Source organism: Paractinoplanes ovalisporus (genome assembly GCF_016834655.1).
Taxonomy (GTDB): domain Bacteria; phylum Actinomycetota; class Actinomycetes; order Mycobacteriales; family Micromonosporaceae; genus Actinoplanes; species Actinoplanes ovalisporus.
This window is the reverse complement of sequence record NZ_JAENHP010000005.1, coordinates 202,224-227,523: the sequence shown is the minus strand read 5'-3', so window position 1 is coordinate 227,523 and position 25,300 is coordinate 202,224. Positions and strand designations below refer to the sequence as shown.

Sequence of the window (25,300 nt, the reverse complement as noted above, 5' to 3'; positions counted from 1 at the left end):
TCCCGGATGCCCGCACGCGGCCCGCGCTCAGTCCTCGTCGTCCTCGGAGTCCATCAGGTCGGCCGGATCGATCGCGAAGGCGAACGGATCGCTCATGGTGAACGTCGTTCCCGCCGCCGCGGCCACGATCGGCCGGTAGTCACCGTCGATCAGTCGGTGCAGAACAAGCGAGGGGACCTGGTTGCGGAACTCGACGCGCAGGTAGAAAGGCACACCGCCCGCCGCATACTCCCGTGGCCGGTCGATGACGTCCTTGCGCCGGCTGCCGGTCGAGACGATCTCGCCGATCAACACGACCTCGGAGATCGGCATCGTCACGTGTCCGCGACCGGACCGTCGCAGCACGGCGAAATCAGGAATGAAGAGATCGTCGCCGGAGACGACATTGACCTCCGGGTATGCCCACATGCGCGCGGCCCGGGCGGCCTTGTGCAGCAGGAAGGACAGCTGACGCTCGGCGGCCTGATGGTCATAGCCTGCGTGTGGTGTCACGATTACGCTCCCGCGGAAAACTTCGACCTTCGGGCCGTTGTTTTCCGGCAGCAGGTCGATGGCCATTTGAGCGGTCCATGGCTGATCGAGCTTGCCAAGCAGGTCGAACGAGGGTTCGAGCGATCCGAAGGAAGGATCGTGTGCGGGCGCTGCCATGGAACACCTCCGCGAGGGATCGTGCCGGACTCAGAATACCGCCGCGTGCCTTTCCGTCCGGGCTGTGGACAACGGGTCGGCCTGTGGACAACTGGGTATGAAGATCGTCATGACGGGGTGGGTGCGACGGGCCGGACAGACGCTGGCCAGGCCGTTCCGGTCGCTGCAGGGCCGCGATCTCGCCCTGCACGCCGCGGCCGTCACCTTCTATGCCGGCATCGCGGTGGTCCCGATCGCCCTGCTCGCCATCTGGATCACCGGGTGGATCGCGGGCGCCGACCGCGTACGCCGTCTCACCGGCCACACCATCGCGGCGCTGCCCGATCAGATCGGGGCGCCGCAGGCTTTGAGCGCCCTGATCGAGGCCGGGCTGCACCTGACGCCGCTGTTCGCGCTGGCCAGCCTGCTCCCGGCCACCCTGTACGGCGAGGGTCTGCGCCGCGCCTTCGTGTCGCTGCGCAACCGCGAGCCGGGCAGCGAACCGCTCGTCGGCTGGCGGGGCCGTCTGCTCTGGCTGCCCCTGATGGCCGCGGCCCCTGCGCTGCTGCTGGCGATGTTCCTCGCCCTGCCCTCGACCAGTGGGCTCTGGCTACGGGGCGGGTGGTACGCCGTACTGGGCGTGGTGTTGTCCTTCCTGGCCGCCTGGCTCGTGCTGACCCCCGTGGTGATCTGGGTCTACCGCTATGTCGCGCCGGGCCGCCCGCGCTGGCTCTCGACGGTTCTGGTCGGCTCGTTCACCGCGGCCAACCTGTCCGGTTTCCTGCACGGCTTCGTGCTGTTCTGCTCGCTCCCGATCGACCTCGGCGCGCCGTTCGGCGGGTTCGACGCGATCGGCGGCACGGTCGCGGTCGGTCTGTGGCTCTATCTGTTCCACGTCATCGTGCTGGCCGGCTATGCCGCGACCCGCAGCGCGAGCGCCTACCAGGCCCGAGTTGAATCATCTTCACGTACGAACAGTTGATAATCGTTCGAATCGCCACGCGCTACGCTCAGTCGTCATGACCGCTCACCCCGACACCGGACTCCCCACCCGGTCCGACGTTGTGATCATCGGCGCTGGTCACAACGGCCTGGTCTCCGCGATCCTGCTCGCCCGGGCCGGCCTCGACGTCGTCGTCCTCGAGGCCACCGACGTGATCGGTGGCGCCGCCCGCACCGAACACCCGTTCCCCCGGGTGCCCGGTCTCGGCCACTCCACCGGCTCCTATCTTCTGGGCCTGATGCCGCCCGAGCTGCTGCGCACGCTCGACGTCGACATCCCGGTGCTGCGCCGCGATCCGCACTACTTCCTGCCGACGCCGGGCCCGGCCGGCTCGCCCTATCTGCTGTTCGGCCGCGACCACGCGTCGACCCGCGAGCAGCTCGAGCGCTTCTTCTCGCCGCGTGACGCCGCCGCCGACGAGCAGCTGGGCGTCGAGATCGGCGCGCTGCGCAGCGACCTCGCCCCGTCCTGGCTCTCCGAGCCCGGCAGCGTCGAGGAGATCGCCGACCGCTACATCCGCCCGCAGTTGCAGAGCACGTTCATCGACCTCGTCCGCGGATCGGTCGCCGACTACCTCGCCCGGTTCGGCTTCAAGAGCGAACTGCTGGTCAGCATGTACGCGGTGACCGACGGGCTCTCCGGCCTCAACGCGGGCCCCGACGACCCCGGCACCGGCCACAACTTCCTCGTGCACAACATGTGCCGCCTGCCCGGCTCGGACGGCACGTGGATGATCGCCAAGGGCGGCATGGGCACGGTCACCCGCACGTTCGCCGACGCCGCCCGGGCCGCCGGCGCGCGCATCCTCACCGAGGCGCCGGTCCAGTCGGTCACGGTCGACGGCGGCGCCGCCAGCGGGGTTGTCCTGGCCGACGGCCGCTCGATCAGCGCGCGGGTCGTGCTCGGTTCCTGCGACCCGTACCGCCTGATGGACCTCGTGCCGTCCGGCTCGCTGCCGTCGTCGCTGACCGAGCGCATGGCCGCGGTGAAGCGCCCCGGCACCACGCTGAAGCTCAACCTCGCCCTGCGTGGCCTGCCGCAGTTCACGTGTCTGCCGCCCGGCTCGGCGTCCCCGTTCGGCTCCACGATCCACCTGCTGCCCGGTTCGGCCGGCCTGGCCGGTCAGCCCGGCGCCGACTCCCCGATGGCCGCGCTCCGCGCCATGTGGGCCGACGTGCAGGCGGGCCGGCTGCCCGACGAGCCGACCATCGAGTGGTACCTGCACACCACGGTCGACCCGTCCCTGCAGGACGCCGACGGCCACCACTCGTCGGCGCTGTTCGTGCAGTCGGTGCCCTACACGCCGGCCGGTTCGACCTGGGAGGCCGAACTTCCCGCGTACGTCGAAAGGTTGCTCGACATCTGCGAGCGTTACGCCCCCGGCACCCGTGACCTGGTGGCCGACACCATGCCGCTCACCCCGCAGGGCATCGAGCAGCACTTCGGCATCACCGGCGGCCACATCCACCACGTCGACAACACGGTCGCCTTCAACGAGCGGATGCCGTATTTCACGGGCCTCGACGGCCTCTACGCGGGTTCGGCCGGCGCCCACCCGGCCGGGAGCGTCATCGGCGCCGCCGGCCACAACGCAGCCCAGCGCATCCTCCGCGACCTGGCCTGAGCTGACTTTCGTACGCCTGGTGGGCGCGAGACGACAGCGGTGGCGCAGCCCTCGGCTGCGCCGCTGCCGCGTCCAAGACCATGCCGCAGCTCCGGGCCGCGTCGGCGCCGGCGAGCACCGCCTACTCTTGGCGGCCCCACCCAGGGTGGGGAACCTATCGGATTTCGGGCGATCTTGATTTGAGTTGTCCACAGGCCGCCCCGTTGTCCACAGGGCGGCGAACGGGGTTGCGTTCTTGGGCGCGACCGCTCACGCACGTCGCCCGGGTGGCTTTCGCGTTCTGGACGCGTCAGCGGCCAGCGAAAACCGCCCGGGTCCCCGCGGGAGCGACGGTCTGTATCCCGCGCCCCGCCGGGACCTGAAGATCTTGACCTTAGTTTTCGGTCTTCTCGGCCCTGATCTTGTGGCCCACGCTGGTCAGACACCGTCCGCTGGGCAGGTCGAACTTCCAGCCGTGCAGCTGGCAGGTGAGCACGTTGCCGTCGACCATGCCGAAACGGGACAGGTCGGCCTTGAGGTGCGGGCAACGCCGCTGGACCGTCCAGTCGCCGAGCACCGTGTCCTCGGCCTCGACGGCCTTCTCGTGCTCGTCGTACCAGCCCTCGGCGTACTGCAGGCGCTCCTCGCTCAGGCACTTGAAGAACGCGTAGACGTATTCGTTGTACTGCCCGATGCGCGCGGCGGAGAAGCGGCAGCTCAGGAACAGCGAGTTGACCCAGTCGCCCTCGTCGATGTGGATCAGGTGCTCGATCAGGGCCCGGCCGGTCTTGAAGCGGTAGCGCACCTTCTCGTCGGCGTAGGGCCGGACCTGCTTGCCGGGGAAGTCGACGACGATCGACTCGACGACCTCTCCGTCGGGGCCGAACGAGTCGGTCAGGTCGAAGCGGACCGGGCCGCCGACGCCCTGCGCCATGTAGATCGACTCTTCGAGCAGGGGCTCGATGCGCTTCTTGAGGGCGCCCAGCACGTCGATCTCGGGGTGACGCCAGCTCGCCTTCTCGGCGGCGATGACCGGGGCCTTGCGCTCGCGCATCTCTTCGAGATGGGCCTGCTTGTTGGCGAAGAACTCGTCGACGTCGGTCGGATGCGACGTCTCGATGGATGAGGCGGACAGTTCGGACACCGACCCGGGGAGCAGAACCACGCCGTTGGTGCCGCCGACCTTGGCGTACTCGGCCATGAAGACCGACTGGTCGGGGAAGATGTTGCCCTCGTCGCCGAAGATGTCGTTGAACTTCCAGAGCGTGTCGTCGAGGAAGCACGGCGGGCCGGCGATCGGGAAGACGTGGTCGGCCTTCAGGTCGTCGATGTAACGCCACGTACGGTCGAACTGGCGGTCACGCTTCTGCTTTCCGAACGCGGTCTTGGCCGCCTCGGGCAGCTCGTAGACCATCGGGTACCAGATAGCGCCGCTGAACTGCAGCATGTGGGCGTGCACGTGGCCCAGCTCGTTGAAGCGGGTCAGGTCGGTCGGCCGGGCGTCGTTCTGGTTGAGCACCCGGATGCCGTCGTATTCCACCCAGAGCGACGAGTCGCCGATCGGGCCGTCGGTGGGGCTGATCAGCGCCTGGATCATCACCTTGAGGCCGCCGTCGAGCTCGTGCACCTCGTCCGACTTGGTCTTGAGGAAGCTCGTGAAGCCCAGGTCGCGCAGTTCGTCCTCGAGCTGGCTGGTCGGGTATTCCGGCAGCAGCACCGTGGCCTTCTTGCTGATGAACCGCTTGAGGTGCTCGGCGTCGAAGTGGTCGCGGTGCAGGTGCGACACGTAGAGGTAGTCGACGTCGCCCAGGGTCTCCCAGTCGAGCAGCGAGTTGTCAGGGAACGGGAACCATGAGGCGAAATACGCCGGATTGACCCATGGGTCGCACAGAATGCTGCCGGCGGCGGTGTCGATCCGCATGCTCGCGTGTCCTGTGCCCGTGATCCGCACCGCTCTACTCCCTCGATCCGAGAAGCTGACCGCATCGAAGGTACCGGGTCCGGGTTGGTGGGCCGCGCGCGGAGGCGTCGTGCGAGACTGATCCTCAGATGAGATCGACCTTGAGGAAGGACTGAGCCGTGTCTGCCGAATCGGATCCGGTCTACGCCCCCGACCAGCTCAAGCCGGGCAACCGGAAGCGGGCGCGACGTGCGGCGATCATTTCGGCCGCGATCATGCTGCTGTTCTTCTGGGGCAACCACGAGGGCAACACCGAGAACATCTGGCTCGTGGTCTTCGCGGTCGGGCTCGTCGCCGCGGTGATCGTCGACGCCGTGCTGCGGCGCAACGGTCTCAAGCCGGAAGACCAGTAAGCTTTCGCGCAACAAAAAAGGGGCCCTCGGGCCCCTTTTTCGCGTCTTGTCACCGGCGCCGCGTGAGGATGTCCTTCACCTCGCGCAGGGCGGCGTCGACCTCGGCCTCGAAATAGCCGCCCGGCACCAGGCCGAACTGCAGCATGTCGAGATCATTTTCCGGTACGGGCATGGGCCCGCGCCCGGTCATCGCCTGCAGGATGCCCTCGAACAGGCGGTCGACCTGACTCGGGTCGTAACCACTGCCGAAGCGCCGCGGCTGGAACGTGCGCCGCAACTGGTCGACCCGGTAGAGCTCGCCACCGGGCTCGCCCATCGGCGGGGGCAACTGGGGCTGCTGAGGTTCGCCGTAACCCATCGGCGGGCCGCTCATCGGGGCGTTGCCCATCGGCGGACCGCTCATGGGCGGGCCACTCATCGGCGGGCCGCCGTAACCGCCGCGCGGGTCCTGCTGCTCGCGCTGCGGCATGCGGATCTCGGCGGTCATGTCGGCCTTGCCGTGCCGGCCCGCCTCGAAGCCGTCGAAGCCGCCGGTGGGCTGTTCGAAGCTGCCCGTGTCGTAGCCACCGCGGTCGTAACCACGCGGGTCACGCTGTTCGCGGGGGTCACGGTCGTAGGCCGGCGGGCCCGAGGGCCGCTGCGGAAGCTGGGGTTGCTGCGGCTGGCCGTAACCGGTCGGCTCGTCGTAGCGGCCGTAAGGGTCGGGCGGCATCTGGCCGCGTTGCGGCGGGCCCTGCTGGAAGCGGTCGTCACGCACCGGCGGAGCGGGCAGGCGCTCGGTGGGCGGGGCCATCCGGCCGCCCATGCCGCCACCCATGCCCTGTCCGCCCATGCCACCGCCGCCGCTCATGGCCGCGCCGAGGCCCGGCTTGGCCGCGGAGAGGCCGCCGCGCAGGGAGTCACGCATGGGGTCGGGCGGGGGCGCGCCCCGGCCGCCACGGTCCTCCAGCTCGGCCAGCTGTCGCTCGACACGGTCGAGGTGCAGGTCGACCTGCCACTCGTCGTAACCGCCGAACCGGACGCGGAAGACCACGTCGTGCACCTCTTGAGCGCCGACCGGCGGGCCGGTCTGCTCGCCGGACAGGGTGGCCTCGACCCGGTCGAGGAAGGTGTCGACCTCGTCCACCTTGTAGCCACGGCGCAGCGCACGCCTCCGGAAACGTTGCCCCTGACTCGTCACAACGTCTCCCACTCCGCTCGCTGGGACCTGAGCCCAGTCACTGTGCCACCTCCGCGTCGGCGGCGGCGCCCCCAGCGCTCGCCTCCGTGAGCTCGCCCGCGGCCAGCTGGCCGCACGCGCCATCGATCTCCCGGCCCCGGGTGTCGCGGACCGTCGTCGCAACTCCGGCCTCGCGCAGCCGGCGGACGAACTCGCGCTCGACCGGTTTCGGACTCGCATCCCACTTGCTGCCCGGCGTCGGGTTCAGCGGGATGAGATTCACATGCGCCAGCTTGCCGCGTAGAAGCTTGCCGAGAAGGTCGGCACGCCAGGGCTGATCGTTGACGTCCCTGATCAGGGCGTACTCGATCGAGATCCGGCGTCCGGTCCGGGCCGCGTAATCGAACGCGGCATCGAGCACCTCGGCCACCTTCCAGCGCTGGTTGACGGGCACTAGCTCATCGCGCAGATCATCATCGGGGGCATGCAGGGACAACGCAAGGGTCACATTGAGGTCTTCGGCCGTCAAACGGCGGATTGCGGGCACCAGACCAACGGTGGAGACGGTTATGTGCCGTTGCGAGAGCCCGAGGCCCTCCGGCGCCGGGGCGGTGAGCCTGCGCACAGCCTCGATCACCCGGGGGTAGTTCGCCAGTGGTTCGCCCATGCCCATGAAGACGACCCGGGACAGCCGCGGCGGTGAGCCGGTGACGGCGCCCGAGGCGGCCACGCCGGCCAGGTAGACCACCTGGTCGACGATCTCGGCGATGGACAGGTTGCGGGTCAGGCCCTGCTGGCCGGTGGCGCAGAACGGGCAGGCCATGCCGCAGCCGGCCTGGCTCGACACACAGGCCGTCACCCGATCGGGGTAGCCCATGAGGACACTTTCCACCAGCGAGCCGTCGTGCAGCCGCCACAGCGTCTTGCGGGTCGCGCCGTCGTCACAGGCCAGCTCGCGGACCGGAGTCAGCAGGGTGGGAAGCAGGTCACCGGTGAGCCGGGCGCGGGACGCGGCGGGCAGGTCCGTCATCGCGTCGACTTCGCGCACGAGGCGGCCGAAGTAGTGGGTGGAGATCTGCTTCGCGCGGAACGCGGGCTCGCCGAGCGCGCTCACGGCCTCCTTGCGGGCGGCCAGATCGAGGTCGGCAAGGTGGCGAGGGGGCATCGACGGACGGCGCCGGGTGGCGACCGCGTCGGGCTGGTCGAGGCTGGTCGGGATGACCGGAAGAATCGTCATGGCGCATCCAGTCTCGCACGCTCGCCTGTGTGCGCGCCGTTCACGTGTTGGCCCCTATCAGAGCAAACAGCAGGTAAGCGGTGGGAACGGCGAACAGGATGGAGTCGAGCCGGTCCATGAGGCCGCCGTGACCGGGCAACAGGTTGCTCATGTCCTTGAGGCCCAGGTCGCGCTTGAGCATCGACTCGGCCAGGTCGCCGGCGACCGCCACGACCGAGATCAGCGCGCCGAAGAGCGCACCCCAGTACCAGGGGATCTCCAGCAGGAAGTACAGCAGAAGGGCGCTGCCGACGGCGGACGAGACGACCGAACCGGAGAAGCCCTCCCAGGTCTTGCCGGGGCTGATCGACGGGGCCATCTTGTGCTTGCCGAAGAAGACGCCGACGGCGTAGCCACCTGTGTCGGAAAGCACCACGGCGAGCAGGGTGCAGAGCACGCGCCACCGGCCGTCCTCGCCGGCGTCGGGCAGCTGGAGCAGCACGCCGAAGCTCAGCAGGAACGGCACGTAGATCGAAATCATGACGCTGGACACAAGGTCACGGCGGAACGCGGCCGCGCCGTCGGCTATGCGCCAGATCACCGATGCGGCGATCGTCACGGCCAGGCCGAGCAGCAGCGCGTCGGGGCCGTCGTACCAGGCCAGGCCGGTCATCAGGAGGGCCCCGGCGACCAGCGGGATCAGCGGGGCGTCGGAGCCGGTGGTGCGCAGGGCGCGGACCATCTCGTAGACGCCGACGGCGGAGGCCACGGCGATGACGCCGAGGAAGGCGTCGGGCCAGATGACCAGGGAGATCAGAACCAGCAGAACCAGGCCGACGCCGACCCCGATCGCGGCGGGCAGGTTGCGGCCCGCCCGCCCGGGGCCCTTCGCCCGTCGACGTCCGATTTGTGGTTTCTCCTCCGTCGTGGGGATCAGAGGAAGCGGGCCGGTCGGAACGTCCTCGCCCGCGTGCCAGGCCGGCACGCTCGTGTCGTCGCCGGCGCTCTGCCCGGCACGCGGATCGAGGTAGGACATCAGACCTCGAGCAACTCGGCTTCCTTGTGCTTGAGGAGCTCGTCGACGACCGCGACGTACTTGTGCGTCAGGTCGTCGAGCTCCTTCTCGGCCCGACGGCCGTCGTCCTCGCCGGCCTCGCCGTCCTTGACCAGGCGGTCCAGCTGCTCCTTGGCCTTGCGGCGGACGTTCCGGATGGCGACCCGGCCCTCCTCCGCCTTGCTGCGCGCGATCTTGATCATGTCGCGACGCCGTTCCTCGGTCATCTGCGGCAGGTGGATGCGCAGCTGGGTGCCCTCGTTGTTGGGGTTGACGCCCAGGTCGGAGTCGCGGATGGCCCGCTCGATCGGGCCGAGCTGCGACGTGTCGTAGGGCTTCACAATGACCATGCGCGGCTCCGGGATGCCGACCGACGCCATCTGCGTGATCGGGGTGGGCGCGCCGTAGTAGTCGACCAGGATCTTGGAGAACATGGCCGGAGTGGCCCGCCCGGTGCGAATCGCGGCGAACTCCTCCTTGGCGTGCTCGACCGCGCTCTCCATCTTTTCCTCGGCCTCGAAGAGGGTCTCGTCGATCACCGGCTCTTCTCGCCTCCTTGCTTTCTTCGGTGGTTGGCGGGGACGTTAAGGCGTCAGGCGGTGATCAGCGTGCCGATCTTCTCGCCGCTGACCGCGCGGACGATGGTGTCGTCGCCTTGGGCGCCGAAGACCAGCATGGGCAGGTCGTTCTCCTCGCAGAGGCTGAAGGCGGCCTGGTCGGCGACCTTGAGACCCTGCTGGATCACGTCTTGGAAAGTGAGGCGGTCGAGCTTCTTGGCGTCGGGGTCGACGCGGGGGTCGGCGGAGTAGACGCCGTCGACACCGTTCTTGCTCATCAGCACGACGTCCGCGTGGATCTCGAGGGCGCGCTGGGCGGTGACGGTGTCGGTGGAGAAGTACGGCATGCCGGCGCCGGCGCCGAAGATGACGCAGCGGCCCTTCTCGAGGTGCCGGATGGCGCGCAACGGGATGTAGGGCTCGGCGACCTGAGCCATGGTGATGGCGGTCTGCACGCGGGTCTCGATGCCTTCCTTCTCCAGGAAGTCCTGGAGGGCCAGGCCGTTCATGACCGTGCCGAGCATGCCCATGTAGTCGGCGCGGTTGCGGTCCATGCCGCGCTTCTGCAGTTCGGCGCCGCGGAAGAAGTTGCCGCCACCGACCACGACGGCGACCTGGATGCCGCGCCGGATGACGGTGGCGATCTGCCGGGCGATGCCCTGCACGATGTCGGGGTCGACGCCGACCGCGCCGCCGCCGAACACCTCACCGGAGAGTTTCAGCACGACCCGGCGGGGCCGCGCGGGCGGGTTCGGACTGCCAACCGGTACTGCCTGCTCGGTCACCATCGTCATGAGACCCGCCTTCCCTTCGAATGCTCAGCAGAGACCTTATGGGAGAAGGAGGCCGGACGCAGAATCGCGTACCCGGCCTCCCTTGCCTCACATGGCGGCCCGCTTACTCCTGGCCGACCTCGAACCGGACGAAGCGGGTGATGGTCAGCCCGGCCTCGTCCGCGATCTGCTTGACGGTCTTCTTGTTGTCGACGACCGACGCCTGCTCGAGCAGGACGAAGTCCTTGAAGAAGGAGTTCACCCGGCCCTCCACGATCTTGGGCAGAGCCTTCTCGGGCTTGCCCTCCTCCTTGGCGGTCTCCTCGGCGATGCGGCGCTCCGACTCGACGACGTCGGCCGGAACCTCGTCGCGGGTGAGGTAGCGCGGGCGCATGGCGGCGGCCTGCATGCCGATGCCGCGGGCGTCCGCGTCGGCCGCCTCGTCCGACTTGCCGGTGTATTCCACCAGCACGCCGACCTGCGGCGGCAGGTCCTGCGCCTTGCGGTGCAGGTAGACCGCGACGGTGCCGTCGAGGATCACGAAGCGGTTCACGACGATCTTCTCGCCGATCTTCGCGGAGTATTCCTGGACCGTGTCGGCGACCGTCTTGCCGTCGGCCAGCGTGGCGGCCAGCAGAGCGGTGGCGTCGGCCACCTTGTTCTGCTCGCCGAGCTCGACCAGCTGCTGACCCAGCGCGACGAAGTCGGGGGTCTTGGCGACGAAGTCGGTCTCGCAGTTCAGCTCGAGCAGCGCGTTGCCCGAGTGGGCGACGATGCCGTTGGCGGCGGTGCGGCCGGCACGCTTGCCGACGTCCTTGGCGCCCTTGATGCGCAGGAACTCGACGGCCTGGTCGAAGTCGCCACTGGCCTCTTCGAGCGCCTTCTTGCAGTCCATCATGCCGGCACCGGTCAGGTCGCGGAGCTTCTTCACGTCCGCGGCGGTGTAGTTAGCCATGACTCTCTCTCGATGTCAGGTTCGTCGGTGACTTACTCGGCGGGAGCGGCAGCGGCCGGAACCGGCTCGGCGGCCGGGGCGTCAGCAGCAGCCGGGGCCTCGGCGGCCGGGGCGTCGGCGGCCTTCTTCTCGGCGCCCTCGTAGAGGTCGCGCTCCCACTCGGGAAGCGGCTCGCCGGCGGCGACGGTGCCCGGCTCGGGCTTCTCGTCGGCGCCGCCACGGCCACGGCCGGAGCGGGCGATCAGACCGTCGGCGACAGCGGCGGCGATGACCTTGGTCAGCAGCTCGGCGGAGCGGATCGCGTCGTCGTTGCCCGGGATCGGGAAGTCGACCTCGTCCGGGTCACAGTTGGTGTCCAGCACCGCGATGACCGGGATGCCCAGCTTGCGGGCCTCGTCGACGGCGATGTGCTCCTTCTTGGTGTCCACGACCCAGATCGCCGACGGCGTCTTGGTCATGTCGCGCAGACCGCCCAGCGTCTTGGTGAGCTTGGTCTTCTCGCGGTAGAGCTGGAGGGTCTCCTTCTTGGTGTACCCGGCGGCGGTGCCGGTCAGGTCACCCAGGCCCTCGAGCTCCTTCATGCGCTGGAGCCGCTTGTAAACGGTCTGGAAGTTGGTGAGCATGCCGCCCAGCCAGCGGTGGTTCACGTAGGGCTGGCCGACGCGGGTCGCCTGCTCGGCGATGGCCTCCTGCGCCTGCTTCTTCGTGCCGACGAAGAGGATGTGGCCACCCTCGGCGACGGTGTCACGGACGAAGCTGTACGCCTTCTCGATGTAGTCGAGCGTCTGGCGCAGGTCGATGATGTAGATGCCGTTACGCTCAGTGAAGATGAAGCGCTTCATCTTCGGGTTCCAGCGCCGGGTCTGGTGCCCGAAGTGGACACCGCTCTCCAGCAGCTGGCGCATGGTCACGACGGCCATGGTGGTTACTCCTAGGGTCCCTGGTTGTCACGCTCACCGGCGGTAAGCGTCCTGGCGCCCGGTCGCCGGCCACAGTCGGACCCGAGATGATCGAGACCAGGGAGGGCCGTCGCTGCCGGCCCCGGCACAGCGGGAACCTGACAGAGGGCACGCGAGGTCGACCGCACGGGGCGGTCGCCGTCAACCAGCATACGCCAAGCTTCGGCGGAGCCTTCTCCGCGGGCTTCCGCCCGGCCTAGGCGACGGCCAGACCCGCCGCGACGAGCAGGATCAGACCCACCGGGAGGTACGCCGCCGGGGGTCGCAGCCACGTCTCGCGGGTGACCGGGGCCCCGCCGCGAGCCACCGTGAACAGCCCGATGCCGGCGAGCGTGAAGCCCAGCGTGAGAAGGACGGCGGGGACGATCGCGCGGGCGGTCGGGTCACCGGTGAACGTCGCATCCACAAGAAGCCGGACAACCGGGATCATCAGGACGACGGTGACGACAGCCACCAGAATCGACGTAACCGGGCGACGGCCCTGATACACGCTGTTGCGCCGCTCACTCACCGGCGGGACCAGAGTGGTGGGCCCGGCCATCGGCGGGGCCGGCTCGGGAACCGGAGCCACGGAGTCGCCGGTCGGCCGGATCGTCGGGTACTCGGTTCCGCGTACGGGCACCCGCGTCTCCGGCTCGGCCGGGCGGGCGTGGCTGCCGGTCGACGTCACCTGGTCGGGAAGCGCGTACGAGGGGGCCGAGGGCCGCTGCTCGGGAAGCCGGAAGGCACCGCTGGGCCGCTCGTGGATACCGGAGTCGTACGGGTTCACGGCCGGCATCGAGCCGGACACCTCGGGGTCGGTCGATCGGTTGTACTGACCCGCCCCGGAGTACCAGCTCGGCTCGGGGTCATCGGCGTAGCGGCGTCCTTCCACGAGTTCGCAACTTAGGTGACTACGGGCGTGAATGCCACCGCTGGGCCCATAACACACCTGGACGGTGACACAGCGGTTTTCCACAGTTGCGCTCTGTCCACAGATCATGGACCGGGCCGGATGCGCGGGCGCCCCGGACCGGCCACCTTGTCCGCCATGACGACGCAAAGGCGAGAGCTCGGGGCGTACGGCGAGAGCGTCGCGGCCCGGCACCTGCAGGAGCAAGGACTCGTGGTCCTCGACCGGAACTGGCGCTGCGCCGACGGCGAGATCGACCTCGTGCTGCGCGACGGCCACGACCTCGTCTTCTGTGAGGTGAAGACGCGCCGCGGCGGTCAGTTCGGGCCGCCCGCCGCCGCGGTCACCGGGGCCAAGGTGCGCCGGCTGCGACACCTCGCCCTGCGGTGGCTCGACGAGTCCGGCGTACGCCATCGGGAGATCCGCTTCGACGTGGTCGAGGTGCTTCGGCAGCCCGGCGGCCGCGACCGGGTCACCCACATCCGCTCGGCGTTCTGAGCGGGGTCCGGATGAGTTACGCACGCGTTTTGTGCGTCGGCCTGCGCGGCGTGGACGGGCAGGTCGTCGAGGTCGAGGCCGACCTGTCCCAGGGCCTGCCGGCCGTGGTGCTGACCGGCCTGCCCGACGCCGCCCTGAACGAGGCCCGCGACCGGGTGCGGGCGGCCGTGACCAACTCCGGCGAGGCCTGGCCCAACCGGCGGATCACGGTCAACCTGCTGCCGGCGGCGCTGCCGAAGCACGGCAGCGCGTTCGACCTCGCGATCGCCGCGGCGTTGCTGGCCGGCGCGGGTGACCTGCCGCTGGACGCGCTCGACGGGGTGGTGGTGCTGGGCGAACTGGGGCTCGACGGCGCGGTGCGCTCGGTCCGCGGGGTGCTGCCGATGGTGGCCGCGGCCGCCCGGGCCGGGCTGACCCGGGTGATCGTGCCGCTCGAGAACGCCCGCGAGGCCACGGTCGTGCCGGGCGTGACGGTGAGCGCGGTCGACAGCCTGCGCCGGTTCGTGGCCTTCGTCCGCGACCGTGAACCGCTCCTCGAACCGCCGCCGCTCGACGAGACCCCACCGCCCTCCGGTCCCGACCTGGCCGACGTGGCGGGGCAGCAGATGGGCCGCTACGGGCTGGAGGTCGCCGCCGCAGGCGGACACCATATGGCGCTCATCGGGGCGCCCGGCGCGGGCAAGACGATGCTGGCCGAACGCCTGCCGTCGATCCTGCCGGAACTCGACGATGAGGCGGCCCTCGAGGTGACGGCGCTCCAGTCGGTGGCCGGGGTGCTGCCCCGCGACGGCCGGCTGATCCGGCGCCCGCCCTTCCAGGCCCCGCATCACACGGCGTCGGCCGCGGCCCTGGTGGGAGGCGGCAGCAACGTGGTCCGGCCGGGCGCGCTCTCGCTCGCCCACCGGGGCGTGCTGTTCCTCGACGAGGCCGCCGAGATTCCCTCGGCCTCGTTGCAGGCGCTGCGGCAACCGCTGGAGACGGGCCGGGTGGTGCTGGCCCGGGCGCGCGGCACGACCGAGTTCCCGGCCCGGGTGCAGCTCGTGCTGGCCGCGAATCCCTGCCCCTGCGCCAATCCGGCCGGCGACCAGTACTGCGTCTGCTCCCCGGTGGTGCGGCGGCGCTATCTGTCCAAGCTGTCGGGTCCGCTGCTCGACCGGATCGACATCCGGCTCAACCTGGCGCCGCTGAGCGCCGCCCAGCTGACCACGGCCACCGCACCGGCGACCTCCTCGGCCGAGATCGCGAAGCGGGTGGCGAAAGCGCGGGGGGCGGCCGCCCAGCGGTGGTCCGCGGGCGGTGGGTGGCGGGTCAACGCCGAGGTTCCGGGGCCGGTGCTCCGGCGTGCGCCGTGGCGGTTGCCCCTGGCCGACACCACCGACCTGCGGGCCTCGCTCGACAAGGGACTGCTCTCGGCGCGGGGTTTCGACCGGGTGCTGCGCCTGGCCTGGACCATCTCCGACCTGGACGGCCGCGAGCGACCGGCCCGGGCCGAGGTCAACGAGGCGATCCAGCTGCGCATGGGAGACAACCGTGGATGACCGGGCGGCGCGGGTGGCCCTCACCTGGCTGGCCGAGCCGGGCCACCGGGCGATCTGGGCGCTCGTCGAGGAGTGCGGCGCCGAGCAGGCCCTCGTCCGGCTTCTGCGCGGCGACGTGCCCGACCAGTCGTTGCGCGCGGCCGTGCTGGCCAAGACGGCCGACCTGGATCCGCGGCGGCGCGCCGACCTGACGCTGCGACGGGCCGAACGGCTGGGGGCGCGCATCGTGGTGCCGTCGGACGACGAATGGCCGGAACGGGTGGCGTCGCTGGCCACGCTCGCGCTCGAGGGACCACTGAAGATCAATCTGGACGTGCGGCCGCCGCTGTGTTTCTGGGTCCGGGGAGCGCTGCCGCTGGGCGAGACGCTCGACCGCTCGGTGGCGGTGGTGGGTGCGCGGGCGGCGTCGGGCTATGGCATTCACGCCACCACCGAGATCGCTCACGGGCTGGCCTCGCACGGCTGGACGGTGGTGTCGGGCGGCGCGCTGGGGATCGACGCGGCGGCTCACCGGGCGGCGCTGGCGGCCGGTGGGCGCACGGTGGCCGTCCTCGCCTGCGGGGTCGACCGGCCCTACCCGGTGACCAACTCGGCCATGTTCGAGCGGATCGTCGAGACGGGCCTGCTGATCAGCGAATGGCCGCCGGGGTCGGAGCCGCTCAAACACCGGTTCCTCATCCGCAACCGGGTGATCGCGGCCGCCACCGCCGGGGCGGTGCTGGTCGAGGCGGCGGCGCGCAGCGGGGCGATCCAGACGATGGGCCGGGTGCTGGCCCTGGGACGGCCGGCGATGGTGGTGCCGGGGCCGATCACGTCGGCGATGTCGGTCGGATGCCACGAGCTGCTGCGGTCCCGGCCCGACGCGACCCTGGTGACCGGGCTGCCCGACGTGCTGGAGGCGGTGGGGCGCATCGGCGAGTACCCGGGAGCGGTGCCGCGGGGGCCGGAACGCCGGCGGGACGCGCTCGACGAGGAATCGGCGGTGATCCTGGAAGCCGTGCCCCGGCGGGGATCCGTCACGCCGGAGGAGCTGGCCGAGCGGGCCGGGGTGGCGCTGCGGGTCGTCCTGCGGCGGCTGTCCCTGTTGGAGCTGGCCGGGTTCGTGGAACGTCGCGGGAACGGCGTGGCGCTGTCCCGTTCCGGTTCGCGGGCACCATGACGGCGGGCGCCTCGCGGTCGCCCGTCGTCCGGTGCTGCGCCGGCCTGGTCAGTCCTCGGAGTCGTCCAGGTCGCGCCGGTGCACTTTCATCCACGCCTCGACGTCATCGGTCAGCCATACCTTGCCCTGCCGGAGGTCGGCGATGGGCTTGGGGAAGTCGGCGCGGCTGGTGATCTGGTACGCGCGCTGCCGGCTGACCCCACCCAGACGCATACGGATCTCGTGCGCGCCCATGAGCCTGATCGGTTTCACTGCCACATGATCGACCGTAGGCGTGGGTCAATTAGTCAATTATCAACTTGATAGGCGACAGCTAGTCGCTCGTCATCTATAGTAGGCGCATGACTAGACGTCGCCAGTCAACCCCACTGGTCCCCGTCGGCCCCAGCCACCGGCGCGAGTGGCGGTCGCTCTGGCGGCGGTGCAGCTGCGGTCTTCCCGCTCCCTGCATCGACGCGCTCGTCCCCGCCGCGCCGCTCCCCTTTCCTCCCCGCGGCGCGGCTCACCCCTCGGACCTTCCTCCGCACACACCAGCCCCCGCAAAGGAAAGGAGGTACCACTACGAAGAAAATTTGAGACCGGGCAAGACAGAGAGCGATCCCACTGCTCTGTCACGCTGCTGCCCGACGGTCCCCACTCTCCGGCGCGGAGACCCCAGAAGCCGCCGGGCAGCAGCCGGAGCACCGGATCAACGCTCATCGGGGGCGGCCGCCGCTTTCCTGTGTCCATAAGCGGCGGCCGAGCCTCCGGGATCCTCGCCGGCGGGGCCGTCTTCACCAGGCCGACCCCGCCACCGAACGTCCGCATCTCACCGACGCGCCCCAGGCTCAGGCGACCCCTGGCGCGACGCGTCGGCGACTGAGCCGCGCCTCGCTCGTTCAGCACACGCCGGTTTTGTGCAGCGGCACGAGCCGGCTCTCGAACCTGCCAACAGTCCACTTCGACCGCCGGGCTCGGCGTCGATCGGGGTGCTCCGCAGGCCGGCGGGAGGCCCGACTGCCGACACGGCCTCCCGCCGGTCTGCCCAGCACCCCGCCTGAGCAAGGCGGGCGTCACAGGGGGAACAACCATGACCGATCAACAAGATGCACCGCCGGAGCCGTCGACCAGACACGGCCGGGCCCGGCCCCCGGAACATCTGAGCAACCGGCCCGGCTGGGACTGCTCGATCTGCGGCGCGGAATGGCCGTGCGCGACAGCCCGCAAGACCCTGCTCAAGGAGTTCTCGGTTTTCCGGTCGACCCTGATCTATTACATGGCCACGCAGATGTACGACGCTTTCGGCGATCTCGTCTCGGCCGGGCAGCTCGCTCCGGACAACCTGTTCGAACGCTTCGTGGCCTGGGCGCGGTTCGCCCCCAAAGACCCCGACGGGCCGCCGTCCGACCGTTTCCCCGCCTGAAGCAACTTCTTGAGACAGCCACCTGACGCCGGTCCGGCCTCGCCCCGGTCGGCGTGCGGAACCGGGCCTGCGGGTCACCGCAGAGGTGGCCGGGCGCAGGTCCACGATCGACACCCCTCGGGCCGGCGCCCCTCGGACCAGAGCCCGGAGGAGCGGAAGAACGGGCGACGGCTCGGGCCGTCTCGCGGCTCTTTCCGCCGCCCGCCCTGCCGCCCGATCAAGACAAGGCCTTCTCAGTGCGGCGGAATTATCATACCTACATGGCTTCATACGTACAATACGACGGAGCGACGTGGTCACGTAGAATGTGTGCCATGATCGATCCCTCCGCGGACCGTGCGGTCTTCCGCCAGTTGGCTGACCTGCTCCGCAATCAGATCGAGTCGGGAGAGCTGGGCCCCGGCGAACCCCTGCCCAGCGAGCTGCGCCTCGCGCAGGAATACGGGATCAGCCGCACCACCGTGCGCCAGGCGATCGGGCAGCTCCGCACCGAAGGCCTGGTGACCGTCGACCGGCCGCGGGGCACCTTCGTGCGCGTGCCCGAGCCGACGGAAATCATCCCGCTGGCCCGCGGCGAACGCGCCGGCGCCCGCATGCCCACGGACGCCGAACGCCGCAAGTATCGGCTGGGCGAGGGCGTGCCGGTGCTCGTCGTGACCTCACCCGACGGCACCGAGAAGGTGCACCCGGCCGACCGCGTGCAGCTCACCCGCCCTTGACAGATCAGGCCCGGGTGCGGCGGGTGTAGCCCCGGCCCGTGTGCCACGACTCGATGACCAGGTGGTCGGCGGGGACGCCGACATAGGTCAGCACCACCTCGTGGATGTCGATGCGGAACAGTCCCGACTCGCCATGGGGCCAGTCGGCCGGCGGCGGGATCTCGACGGCCCGGCCGGCGAGCTTGGCGTCACCGGGGCCGGACTCGGGGTTGTCGGCAGGCGGCTCGAGCGTGGGTGCGTGCATGGCGATCCGCGGATCGCGGCGGACATCGGCCAGTTTCACCGAATCGGCCATCATGCCGAACGTCAGCTCGCCGTCTTCGAACTTCGCCTCGTTGGCGCTGATGCGCGGGGAACCGTCACGCCGGAGCGTGGCGATCGTCTTGTTGGTGCCCGCCTCGAACAGGGATTTCACCCGTTCGGCGAAGGCCGGCGCTTCGTTCTCGATCTCATGCCAGCTAGCCATGGGAGAACGGTAGGACGGGGGTACGACAGAATCCGGCTCAGAAGATCTCGTACTGCGCCGAGGCGAGCGTGAACCCGTGGCCCGTCTTCTCGTCCTTGCACGTCAGCCCGACACTCTCGCTGTCGCAGCGCACGGTGCCGGCCCGCAACGCCTCGCCGTACTTGAGAGTGCTCTCGGCACTGCCCAGAAGGGTGTCACCCGCGCAGGTGAAAACGACTTTCCCGCCGGTGACGACGAGCCCGTTGCCCCAGTCGAGCTCGCAGTCGGCTGGTTTGACGGGCGCCGACCATGTCTTGCGGACGATGTCGCACCGCACCTCGGACTCGGTCAGGGCGCAGTAGATGTTCTCCGACGGCGTGCGGAACATCGCCTCGTCGACCACCGCGGCGGCCACCGGGGTGGGGTCGGGACCGCCGAAACCGGCCTTGGCCGAGGGCGGGGCGGTGGTCGGTGTCGGGGTCGCGCCGGCGTCGAGCAGGGAACAGCCGGAGAGCACGCCCAACAGGGCCAGCACGAGGATGCCGCGGATCACTGCCATGGTGAGGGCAGTCTAGGAACATCGGGCAAGGCGCGCGTGGCCCCTTGACGATCACCCGCGAAGCGAAGACCGTCGACATGATGGGGACGCGGGAACTGCACGAACGACTGCCGCCGGCGATGCGCGAGGCGGTGGACGACTTCGGCCACCATCTCGCCCGGGTCGACAACCGCTCGGCCGAGACCGTGCGGGGCTATCTGGGTGACGTCATCTCGCTGCTCGACCACGCCGCCGACACGGGCGTCACCACCCTCGCCGAGCTCGACATCGTGCTGCTGCGCGGGTGGCTCGCGGCCCGGATGCGCCAGGGCGCCGCCCGTACGTCGCAGGCCCGTCGAGCCGCCGCGGCGCGCGCCTTCACCGCGTGGGCGTTGCGCACCGGCCGCACCACCAGCGACCCGGGTGCCCACCTGGTCAGCCCGAAGGCTCACCGCCCCCTGCCCACCGTGCTGCGCGCCGACCAGGCCGCCGCCCTGGTCGAGAGCGAGCCGGGCGAGAGCGACCCCGAGACGCTGCGGGACCGGGCCGTTCTCGAGATGCTCTATGCCACCGGGGTGCGGGTGAGCGAGCTCTGCGGCCTCAACCAGGCCGACCTCGACGAGGCGCGACGGGTGGTGCGGGTCTTCGGCAAGGGCGCCAAGGAACGCGCCGTCCCCTACGGCCTGCCCGCCCAGAAGGCCCTCGACGACTACCGCCGGCTCGCCCGCCCCCAGCTGACCACCGCGACCAGCGGCGACGCTCTCTTCCTGGGCATCAAGGGGGGCCGCCTGCAGCAGACCGTCGTGCGGCGGATCGTCGATGCCGCCGCCCGGGCCGCCGGCCTCCCCCACACCAGCCCGCACGACCTGCGCCACTCGGCCGCCACGCACCTGCTCGACGGGGGCGCCGACCTGCGCGCGGTGCAGGACCTGCTGGGCCACTCCTCGCTGTCGAGCACGCAGATCTACACGCACGTGTCGACCGAACGCCTGCGGGCGGCGTTCAAACAGGCGCACCCGCGCGCGTGAGGTCGTACGATCGGAACGTGAGCGCCGGAGAACCGCCCGCCCCCATCCCGGGCGCCCGCCTTCTGTTCTCGATCGATCCGGGTGTGTCCTATCTCAACCACGGCTCGTTCGGCGCCGTCCCGATCGGGGTGCAGCGCGCCCAGCAACGGCTGCGCGACGAGACCGAGTCGAACCCGTTGCGCTTCTATGCGCAGGGCCTGAACGACCGGATCATCCATACCCGACGCCACCTGGCCGCGTTCGTCGGCGCCGACGCCGAGGGCAGCGCCCTGGTGCCGAACACGACGGCCGGGGCCTCGCTGGTGCTCGGTTCGGTCAAGCTGGAGCCGACCGACGAGGTGCTGGTGACCGATCACGCCTATGGCAGTGTCGCCCTCGCCACCCGCCGTCGCTGCCGCCGAGCCGGCGCGACCGTGCGGACGGTCGCGTTGCCGATGCCCGCCGCCGATGGCGAACTGGTCAGCCGGGTGCGCGCGGCACTGCGCCCGGGCCGCACCAAGTTGCTGATCATCGACCAGATCGCCTCGGCGACCGCGATGACCTTCCCCGTACGCGAGATCACCGCCGCCGCCCACGAGCACGACATCCCGGTGCTGGTCGACGCGGCACACGTCCCCGGCATGCTGCCCGTCGACGTGGCGTCGAGCGGGGCCGACTTCTGGGTGGGCAACTTCCACAAGTGGGCCTTCGCCCCCCGCGGCACCGCCCTGCTCTCGGTGGCCCCGCCGTGGCGCCGCAAGATGGAGCCGCTGGTCGTCTCGTGGGAGCAGGACCAGGGTTACCCGCACTCGGTCGAGTTTCAGGGCACCCTCGACTATTCGCCGTGGCTGGCCGCGCCGACCGGGCTCTTCACGCTGCGCACGCTCGGCTGGGATCAGGTGCGGGCGCACAACTCGGCGCTCGCCGCCTATGGCCAGCGGGTGGTGGCCGAGGCCCTGGACGTGCCGGTCGGCGACCTGCCCCGGCCCGCCGACCCCGACCTGGCCATGCGGGTGGTGCCGCTGCCGGCCGGTCTGGCCACGACCCCGCCCGAGGCGCAGGCGCTGCGCAACCACATCTCCGACAAGCTGGCCGTGGAGACCGCGGTCAACGCCTGGGGCGGCCGGGGCCTGCTGCGGCTGAGCGCGCAGGTCTACAACCGGCCCGAGGAGTACGACCGGTTCGCCGAGCGCCTCCCCCAGCTGCTGCACGACTACCGCCGCTGAGCCGGGTCGAGCGGGAGCAGCCGCACCCGGCCGAGGCCGAGCAGCGCCAGCGGATCGAGATAGACCGGGCCGCGCCGCAACCCCCAGTGCAGGCCCGGATGCCCCGGCTCGAGCCGCCCGAGCGGATCGCCCCGGGCGACGACATCGCCGGGCGCGACCGTGGCCGTCACCGGCTCATAGGTGGTGCGGAGCCCGCCCGCATGGGCGACGCTGACCACCCCGCGCCCGGCCACCCGGCCCGCGAACACCACTGTGCCCGCCCCGGCCGAGCGCACCACCGTCGACGGGGGCGCCGCGAGGTCGACCCCGCGATGCCCGGCCAGCCACGGCTGGGCCGGCGGGTCGAAGGGGCGCGTGACGGTGGGCGGCACGACGGGCCACCCGAAGAGAAGCGAAGCGAGCAGAGACAGCAGCACCATGCCGAGGAATCTGCCGCATCAGGACCGCCCGGAACGGCCCTGTGGACAACTCTGGCCTCAGTTGCCGAAGCCGGCGTCGTCGGGCAGGGAGATGTCGGGCTTCTCCAGCTCCTCGACGTTCACGTCCTTGAACGTCATCACCCGCACGTTCTTCACGAACCGGGCCGGGCGGTACATGTCCCAGACCCAGGCGTCGTGCATCTCGACCTCGAAATACACCTCGCCGTCGGAGTTGCGCACGTGCAGGTCGACCTGGTTGGCCAGGTAGAACCGGCGCTCTGTCTCCACCACGTAGGAGAACTGACGGACGATGTCGCGGTACTCCCGGTAGAGCTGCAGCTCCATCTCGGTCTCGTACTTCTCGAGATCCTCTGCGCTCATCGCTTCTCGCCCTCCATGGCCTCATCTTCCCCCACCGACGGCGACGGCTGAGGCTGGTCGCCCGACGCCACGCCGACGGTACCTCCAGGGGTCTGGAGAAGCACGAGGGACGCGGTGTCGGATGCATCAAAGAGTACTGGCTGGGGCGTCACGGGACGGCGAGCCCGCGGCGGCCGGTTGGTGCGTCCCGAGGCGGCGGCCACGTTCACGTACGAGAAGCGGTGCTCGGCGCACGGGCCGTGCTGCTTGAGCGCGGCGCTGTGCTCGTCGGTGATGTAGCCCTTGTGCACGGCGAACCCGTACGCGGGGAACTGGTCGTGCATCTCCACCATGATGCGGTCCCGGGTGACCTTGGCGAGCACGCTGGCCGCGGCCACGCAGGCGGCGACCCGGTCGCCCTTCCACACGGCCAGGCCCGGCACGCCCAGGCCGTCGACCGGGAAGCCGTCGGTCAGCACATATTCGGGGCCGGTGGACAGCGAGGCCAGCGCCCGGCGCATCGCGGCCAGGTTGCACACGTGCAGCCCGCGCGCGTCGACCTCGGTGGCCGGCACGATCACCACCGACCAGGCCAGCGCCCGCTTCACGACCTGTTCGTAGACGCGCTCGCGGGCGGCCGCGGTGAGCAGTTTGGAGTCGGCCAGCTCGTCGATCTCGCCGCGCTTGCCCTCGGGCAGGATCGCGGCGGCCGCCACCAGCGGCCCGGCACAGGCGCCCCGCCCGGCCTCGTCGGCCCCGGCGACATGCCGGAAGCCGCGGCGCTGCAGGGCACGCTCGAGCGCATAGAGGCCGCCCTCTCGGCGGACCACGGTGCGGGGAGGGGCCAGCATCAGAGCCGCCGCAGCATGTCGGGCAGCTCGACCGGATAGATCGACTCGGAGCTGACGTCGATCTCGTCGGCCGACCACCAGCGGTGTGCGGTGATGGTCGCCTTCTCCTCGGCGTCCATGCCGGCGGTGTCGACCTGCCAGCCGGGCACGCGCAGGACGAAGAAGTCTTGTTCCTGGCGGTAGTCGCGGGAGTCGTAGCTGAACTCGACCACGTGGTGCCAGACGGACTCACCCAGGTCGGCCGGATCGACTTTCAGTCCGACTTCTTCCCGGAGTTCGCGGGCTGCGCCCTCAGCGGGCGTCTCGTCGCTCTCCAGCCCACCGCCGGGGGTGAACCACCAACTCGTGCCGGGCCGGGCCGGATCGCCGCCGTGGAGCAGCAGGGCCCGGCCGGCCGGGTCGACGAGCAGCACGCGGGCGGCGCGGCGTTCGACAACGGTCACGCGGGCAAGCCTAGCCCGCTGTCACTGGGCGTCAGGGATCGCCTTGAAGCCGTCCGGCACCGAGAGCCACGTGGCCCGCCCGACCGGCCAGAACACCGTGAACGCGCGCCCGACGATCGAGTTCTCGGGGATCGTCGCCTCGTTGACGTCCTTGGTGTCCTGGTAGTGCTCGAGCGAGTCGCCCGACGCGGACCGGTGGTCGCCCATCACCCAGAGCCGGTCGGCCGGCACGGTGATGTCGAAGTCTTCGTCGGCCGGGGCGTCCTGGGTGCCGTCGGCGTCGCGGTAGATGTACGGCTCGTCGAGCAGCACGCCGTTGATCTTGAGCTTGCCGTCGGAGTCGGTGTACGAGATGTGGTCGCCCGGCACGCCGATGATGCGCTTGATGAAGTCTTCGCCCTCGGCGCCCGACTGCCAGTCGGTGGGCGCCTCGAAGACGATGATCTCGCCGCGGCGCGGGTCGCGGAAGTCGTAGACGAGCTTGTTGACGAGCACCCGGTCGAGCACGTTGAGCGTGTGCTCCATGGACGGCGACGGGATGTAGAACGTCTGGAGCACGAACGCGCGCACCAGCACGGCGACCAGCACCGCCACGCCCAGCAGGATGGGGAGCTCGCGCCAGAAGGAACTGCGGCGCTTTTCGGTCTGCTGCTGCTCGTCAATCACGAGGGGAGCCTACGTCGCCGTGTCCCGAACGGCAGTCCGGAACGCGCGGATAACGCGGCACTTAACAGAAACGGGAGGGCGAACACCTCAGTCACGGGATTGCCCGGGCGCACCGGTTCGAGCACCGGAGCGGCCGCGGTCGGATGGTCGGCGGCGTACGCCTTCCAGACGTCCGGGACGGAGAGGCTGGTGAACCGGTTGCTCGGCCAGACGATGACGAATGCGCGTCCGATGGCGTTGCTGATCGGCACCGGGCCCTGACATCGCGCATCCTGCGAAACCGCGCGGTGGTCGCCCATGACGAACATCTCACCCTCCGGGACGATCACCTCGGTGAAACGCCGGCTGGTGCACTGGTTCGGGTTGGGCGGCTGGTTGAGGTCGGAGTTGAACCCGTCCGCGATGTACGACTCGTCGATGCCCACACCGTTGACGGTGATGCGACCCTTGCCGTCGCAGCAGGCGACCTTGTCGCCGGGCAGGCCGATCACCCGTTTGATGAAGTCACGTTCCCCCGGGCGGCTGACGCCGACGAGGTCGCCGATCGTGCGGCCGAGCTTGGCCGCGAACGTGTTGCTGACCTGCTCGGTGACCTCGGGCGTCCAGTTCTCGTCGCCCCGGAAGACCACGACCTCGCCCCGCACCGGGTCGCGCATGTCGTAGATGACCTTGTTGACCAGCACGCGGTCCTTGACCAGCAGCGTGTTCTCCATCGACCCGCTGGGGATGTAGAACGCCTGCACCAGGAACGTGCGGATCAGAACGGCCAGGCAGAACGCCACCACCAGCAGGAGCGGAAGCTCCTGCCACAGCGGCATCTCCTTGCGCCGGACTATCGACCTGCGCCGTCGTGACGCCGGGCCGTAGCCCTCCATAGGTTCCACGCTTCGCATCTCCCGCCGCCGACCGGCCGAACCA

General features: G+C 70.3%; 28 protein-coding genes and 1 pseudogene. 10 read left to right on the top strand and 19 right to left on the bottom strand.

Going from position 1 to position 25,300, the window contains the following annotated elements; genetic code table 11:
- Positions 1–27 precede the first annotated feature (27 nt).
- A complete protein-coding gene (locus JIG36_RS18945; RefSeq protein ID WP_203377653.1) occupies positions 28–648 on the bottom strand; it encodes a Uma2 family endonuclease in 621 nt (206 codons plus the stop codon).
- A 109-nt stretch (positions 649–757) separates the two neighbouring features.
- On the opposite strand from JIG36_RS18945, the gene JIG36_RS18940 reads away from it, so the two are divergent.
- Positions 758–1,609 (top strand): YhjD/YihY/BrkB family envelope integrity protein, encoded by an 852-nt coding sequence (locus JIG36_RS18940; protein ID WP_203377652.1) that lies wholly within the window; start codon positions 758–760, stop codon positions 1,607–1,609.
- A 37-nt stretch (positions 1,610–1,646) separates the two neighbouring features.
- Entirely contained in the window at positions 1,647–3,254 is a 1,608-nt protein-coding gene (locus JIG36_RS18935) for a phytoene desaturase family protein (protein WP_203377651.1), read from the top strand.
- A 373-nt stretch (positions 3,255–3,627) separates the two neighbouring features.
- On the opposite strand, the gene JIG36_RS18930 is transcribed toward JIG36_RS18935, so the two are convergent.
- Positions 3,628–5,184 (bottom strand): Rieske 2Fe-2S domain-containing protein, encoded by a 1,557-nt coding sequence (locus JIG36_RS18930; protein ID WP_203377650.1) that lies wholly within the window; start codon positions 5,182–5,184, stop codon positions 3,628–3,630.
- A gap of 128 nt (positions 5,185–5,312) precedes the next feature.
- Between JIG36_RS18930 and JIG36_RS18925 the strand changes: the two genes are divergently transcribed.
- Positions 5,313–5,546: a DUF2631 domain-containing protein gene (locus JIG36_RS18925; RefSeq protein WP_203377649.1), complete on the top strand. Its 234-nt coding sequence runs from the start codon at positions 5,313–5,315 to the stop codon at positions 5,544–5,546.
- A gap of 49 nt (positions 5,547–5,595) precedes the next feature.
- Here the strand turns inward: JIG36_RS18925 and JIG36_RS18920 are convergent, their stop codons facing one another.
- The 8 genes from JIG36_RS18920 to JIG36_RS18885 form a co-directional block, all read right to left on the bottom strand.
- Positions 5,596–6,726 (bottom strand): DivIVA domain-containing protein, encoded by a 1,131-nt coding sequence (locus JIG36_RS18920; RefSeq protein WP_203377648.1) that lies wholly within the window; start codon positions 6,724–6,726, stop codon positions 5,596–5,598.
- A 37-nt stretch (positions 6,727–6,763) separates the two neighbouring features.
- Positions 6,764–7,942, bottom strand: coding sequence for a dual-specificity RNA methyltransferase RlmN (rlmN, locus tag JIG36_RS18915; protein ID WP_203377647.1), 1,179 nt, complete (start codon positions 7,940–7,942; stop codon positions 6,764–6,766).
- A 40-nt stretch (positions 7,943–7,982) separates the two neighbouring features.
- The gene (locus JIG36_RS18910; RefSeq protein WP_203377646.1) at positions 7,983–8,957 is read right to left on the bottom strand and encodes a phosphatidate cytidylyltransferase; all 975 of its coding nucleotides are present in this window, start codon (positions 8,955–8,957) and stop codon (positions 7,983–7,985) included.
- Positions 8,957–9,514, bottom strand: coding sequence for a ribosome recycling factor (gene frr, locus JIG36_RS18905; protein WP_203377645.1), 558 nt, complete (start codon positions 9,512–9,514; stop codon positions 8,957–8,959). The genes JIG36_RS18910 and frr overlap by 1 nt, the downstream gene beginning before the upstream one ends.
- Positions 9,515–9,567: 53 nt before the next feature.
- Positions 9,568–10,320 (bottom strand): UMP kinase, encoded by a 753-nt coding sequence (gene pyrH, locus JIG36_RS18900; protein WP_203377861.1) that lies wholly within the window; start codon positions 10,318–10,320, stop codon positions 9,568–9,570.
- Between the two features lie 109 nt (positions 10,321–10,429).
- Positions 10,430–11,260, bottom strand: a complete 831-nt coding sequence (tsf, locus tag JIG36_RS18895; protein ID WP_203377644.1) for a translation elongation factor Ts — start codon at positions 11,258–11,260, stop codon at positions 10,430–10,432.
- A 32-nt stretch (positions 11,261–11,292) separates the two neighbouring features.
- A complete protein-coding gene (gene rpsB, locus JIG36_RS18890) occupies positions 11,293–12,180 on the bottom strand; it encodes a 30S ribosomal protein S2 (protein ID WP_203377643.1) in 888 nt (295 codons plus the stop codon).
- Positions 12,181–12,415: 235 nt separating this feature from the next.
- Positions 12,416–13,093, bottom strand: a complete 678-nt coding sequence (locus JIG36_RS18885; RefSeq protein ID WP_203377642.1) for a hypothetical protein — start codon at positions 13,091–13,093, stop codon at positions 12,416–12,418.
- Positions 13,094–13,249: 156 nt separating this feature from the next.
- Between JIG36_RS18885 and JIG36_RS18880 the strand changes: the two genes are divergently transcribed.
- From JIG36_RS18880 to dprA, 3 genes are read left to right on the top strand one after another with little or no spacing between them, the layout of a single operon-like run.
- Positions 13,250–13,609 (top strand): YraN family protein, encoded by a 360-nt coding sequence (locus JIG36_RS18880; RefSeq protein WP_203377641.1) that lies wholly within the window; start codon positions 13,250–13,252, stop codon positions 13,607–13,609.
- A gap of 11 nt (positions 13,610–13,620) precedes the next feature.
- Positions 13,621–15,147 carry a YifB family Mg chelatase-like AAA ATPase gene (locus tag JIG36_RS18875; protein WP_203377640.1) on the top strand — a complete coding sequence of 509 codons (1,527 nt, stop codon included), beginning with the start codon at positions 13,621–13,623 and terminating at the stop codon, positions 15,145–15,147.
- Positions 15,140–16,306, top strand: coding sequence for a DNA-processing protein DprA (gene dprA / locus JIG36_RS18870; RefSeq protein ID WP_203377639.1), 1,167 nt, complete (start codon positions 15,140–15,142; stop codon positions 16,304–16,306). The genes JIG36_RS18875 and dprA overlap by 8 nt, the downstream gene beginning before the upstream one ends.
- Before the next feature lie 48 nt (positions 16,307–16,354).
- On the opposite strand, the gene JIG36_RS18865 is transcribed toward dprA, so the two are convergent.
- Positions 16,355–16,540: a DNA-binding protein gene (locus JIG36_RS18865; protein ID WP_203377860.1), complete on the bottom strand. Its 186-nt coding sequence runs from the start codon at positions 16,538–16,540 to the stop codon at positions 16,355–16,357.
- Between the two features lie 835 nt (positions 16,541–17,375).
- On the opposite strand from JIG36_RS18865, the gene JIG36_RS18860 reads away from it, so the two are divergent.
- Positions 17,376–17,708 carry a hypothetical protein gene (locus JIG36_RS18860; protein ID WP_203377638.1) on the top strand — a complete coding sequence of 111 codons (333 nt, stop codon included), beginning with the start codon at positions 17,376–17,378 and terminating at the stop codon, positions 17,706–17,708.
- A 314-nt stretch (positions 17,709–18,022) separates the two neighbouring features.
- Entirely contained in the window at positions 18,023–18,427 is a 405-nt protein-coding gene (locus JIG36_RS18855; RefSeq protein WP_203377637.1) for a winged helix-turn-helix domain-containing protein, read from the top strand.
- 4 nt (positions 18,428–18,431) lie between these two features.
- Here the strand turns inward: JIG36_RS18855 and JIG36_RS18850 are convergent, their stop codons facing one another.
- Entirely contained in the window at positions 18,432–18,893 is a 462-nt protein-coding gene (locus JIG36_RS18850; RefSeq protein ID WP_203377636.1) for a pyridoxamine 5'-phosphate oxidase family protein, read from the bottom strand.
- Between the two features lie 37 nt (positions 18,894–18,930).
- Positions 18,931–19,431, bottom strand: coding sequence for a DUF6636 domain-containing protein (locus JIG36_RS18845; RefSeq protein WP_203377635.1), 501 nt, complete (start codon positions 19,429–19,431; stop codon positions 18,931–18,933).
- Between the two features lie 77 nt (positions 19,432–19,508).
- Between JIG36_RS18845 and JIG36_RS18840 the strand changes: the two genes are divergently transcribed.
- Both JIG36_RS18840 and JIG36_RS18835 read left to right on the top strand, forming a co-directional pair.
- Positions 19,509–20,438, top strand: a complete 930-nt coding sequence (locus JIG36_RS18840) for a tyrosine recombinase XerC (RefSeq protein WP_203377859.1) — start codon at positions 19,509–19,511, stop codon at positions 20,436–20,438.
- Positions 20,439–20,455: 17 nt separating this feature from the next.
- A complete protein-coding gene (locus tag JIG36_RS18835; protein WP_203377634.1) occupies positions 20,456–21,643 on the top strand; it encodes an aminotransferase class V-fold PLP-dependent enzyme in 1,188 nt (395 codons plus the stop codon).
- On the opposite strand, the pseudogene JIG36_RS18830 reads toward JIG36_RS18835, so the two are convergent.
- The 6 genes and pseudogenes from JIG36_RS18830 to lepB (JIG36_RS18805) form a co-directional block, all read right to left on the bottom strand.
- Positions 21,631–22,029, bottom strand: a pseudogene (locus tag JIG36_RS18830) (murein hydrolase activator EnvC family protein); the annotation flags it as partial. The gene JIG36_RS18835 and the pseudogene JIG36_RS18830 overlap by 13 nt on opposite strands.
- Before the next feature lie 90 nt (positions 22,030–22,119).
- A complete protein-coding gene (locus JIG36_RS18825; protein WP_097318465.1) occupies positions 22,120–22,443 on the bottom strand; it encodes a DUF2469 domain-containing protein in 324 nt (107 codons plus the stop codon).
- A complete protein-coding gene (locus tag JIG36_RS18820; protein ID WP_203377632.1) occupies positions 22,440–23,273 on the bottom strand; it encodes a ribonuclease HII in 834 nt (277 codons plus the stop codon). The genes JIG36_RS18825 and JIG36_RS18820 overlap by 4 nt, the downstream gene beginning before the upstream one ends.
- Positions 23,273–23,716 carry an NUDIX hydrolase gene (locus tag JIG36_RS18815; protein WP_203377631.1) on the bottom strand — a complete coding sequence of 148 codons (444 nt, stop codon included), beginning with the start codon at positions 23,714–23,716 and terminating at the stop codon, positions 23,273–23,275. The genes JIG36_RS18820 and JIG36_RS18815 overlap by 1 nt, the downstream gene beginning before the upstream one ends.
- A gap of 21 nt (positions 23,717–23,737) precedes the next feature.
- Positions 23,738–24,382, bottom strand: coding sequence for a signal peptidase I (lepB, locus tag JIG36_RS18810; RefSeq protein WP_203377630.1), 645 nt, complete (start codon positions 24,380–24,382; stop codon positions 23,738–23,740).
- Positions 24,379–25,275, bottom strand: a complete 897-nt coding sequence (lepB, locus tag JIG36_RS18805) for a signal peptidase I (RefSeq protein ID WP_203377629.1) — start codon at positions 25,273–25,275, stop codon at positions 24,379–24,381. The genes lepB (JIG36_RS18810) and lepB (JIG36_RS18805) overlap by 4 nt, the downstream gene beginning before the upstream one ends.
- Positions 25,276–25,300 lie beyond the last annotated feature (25 nt).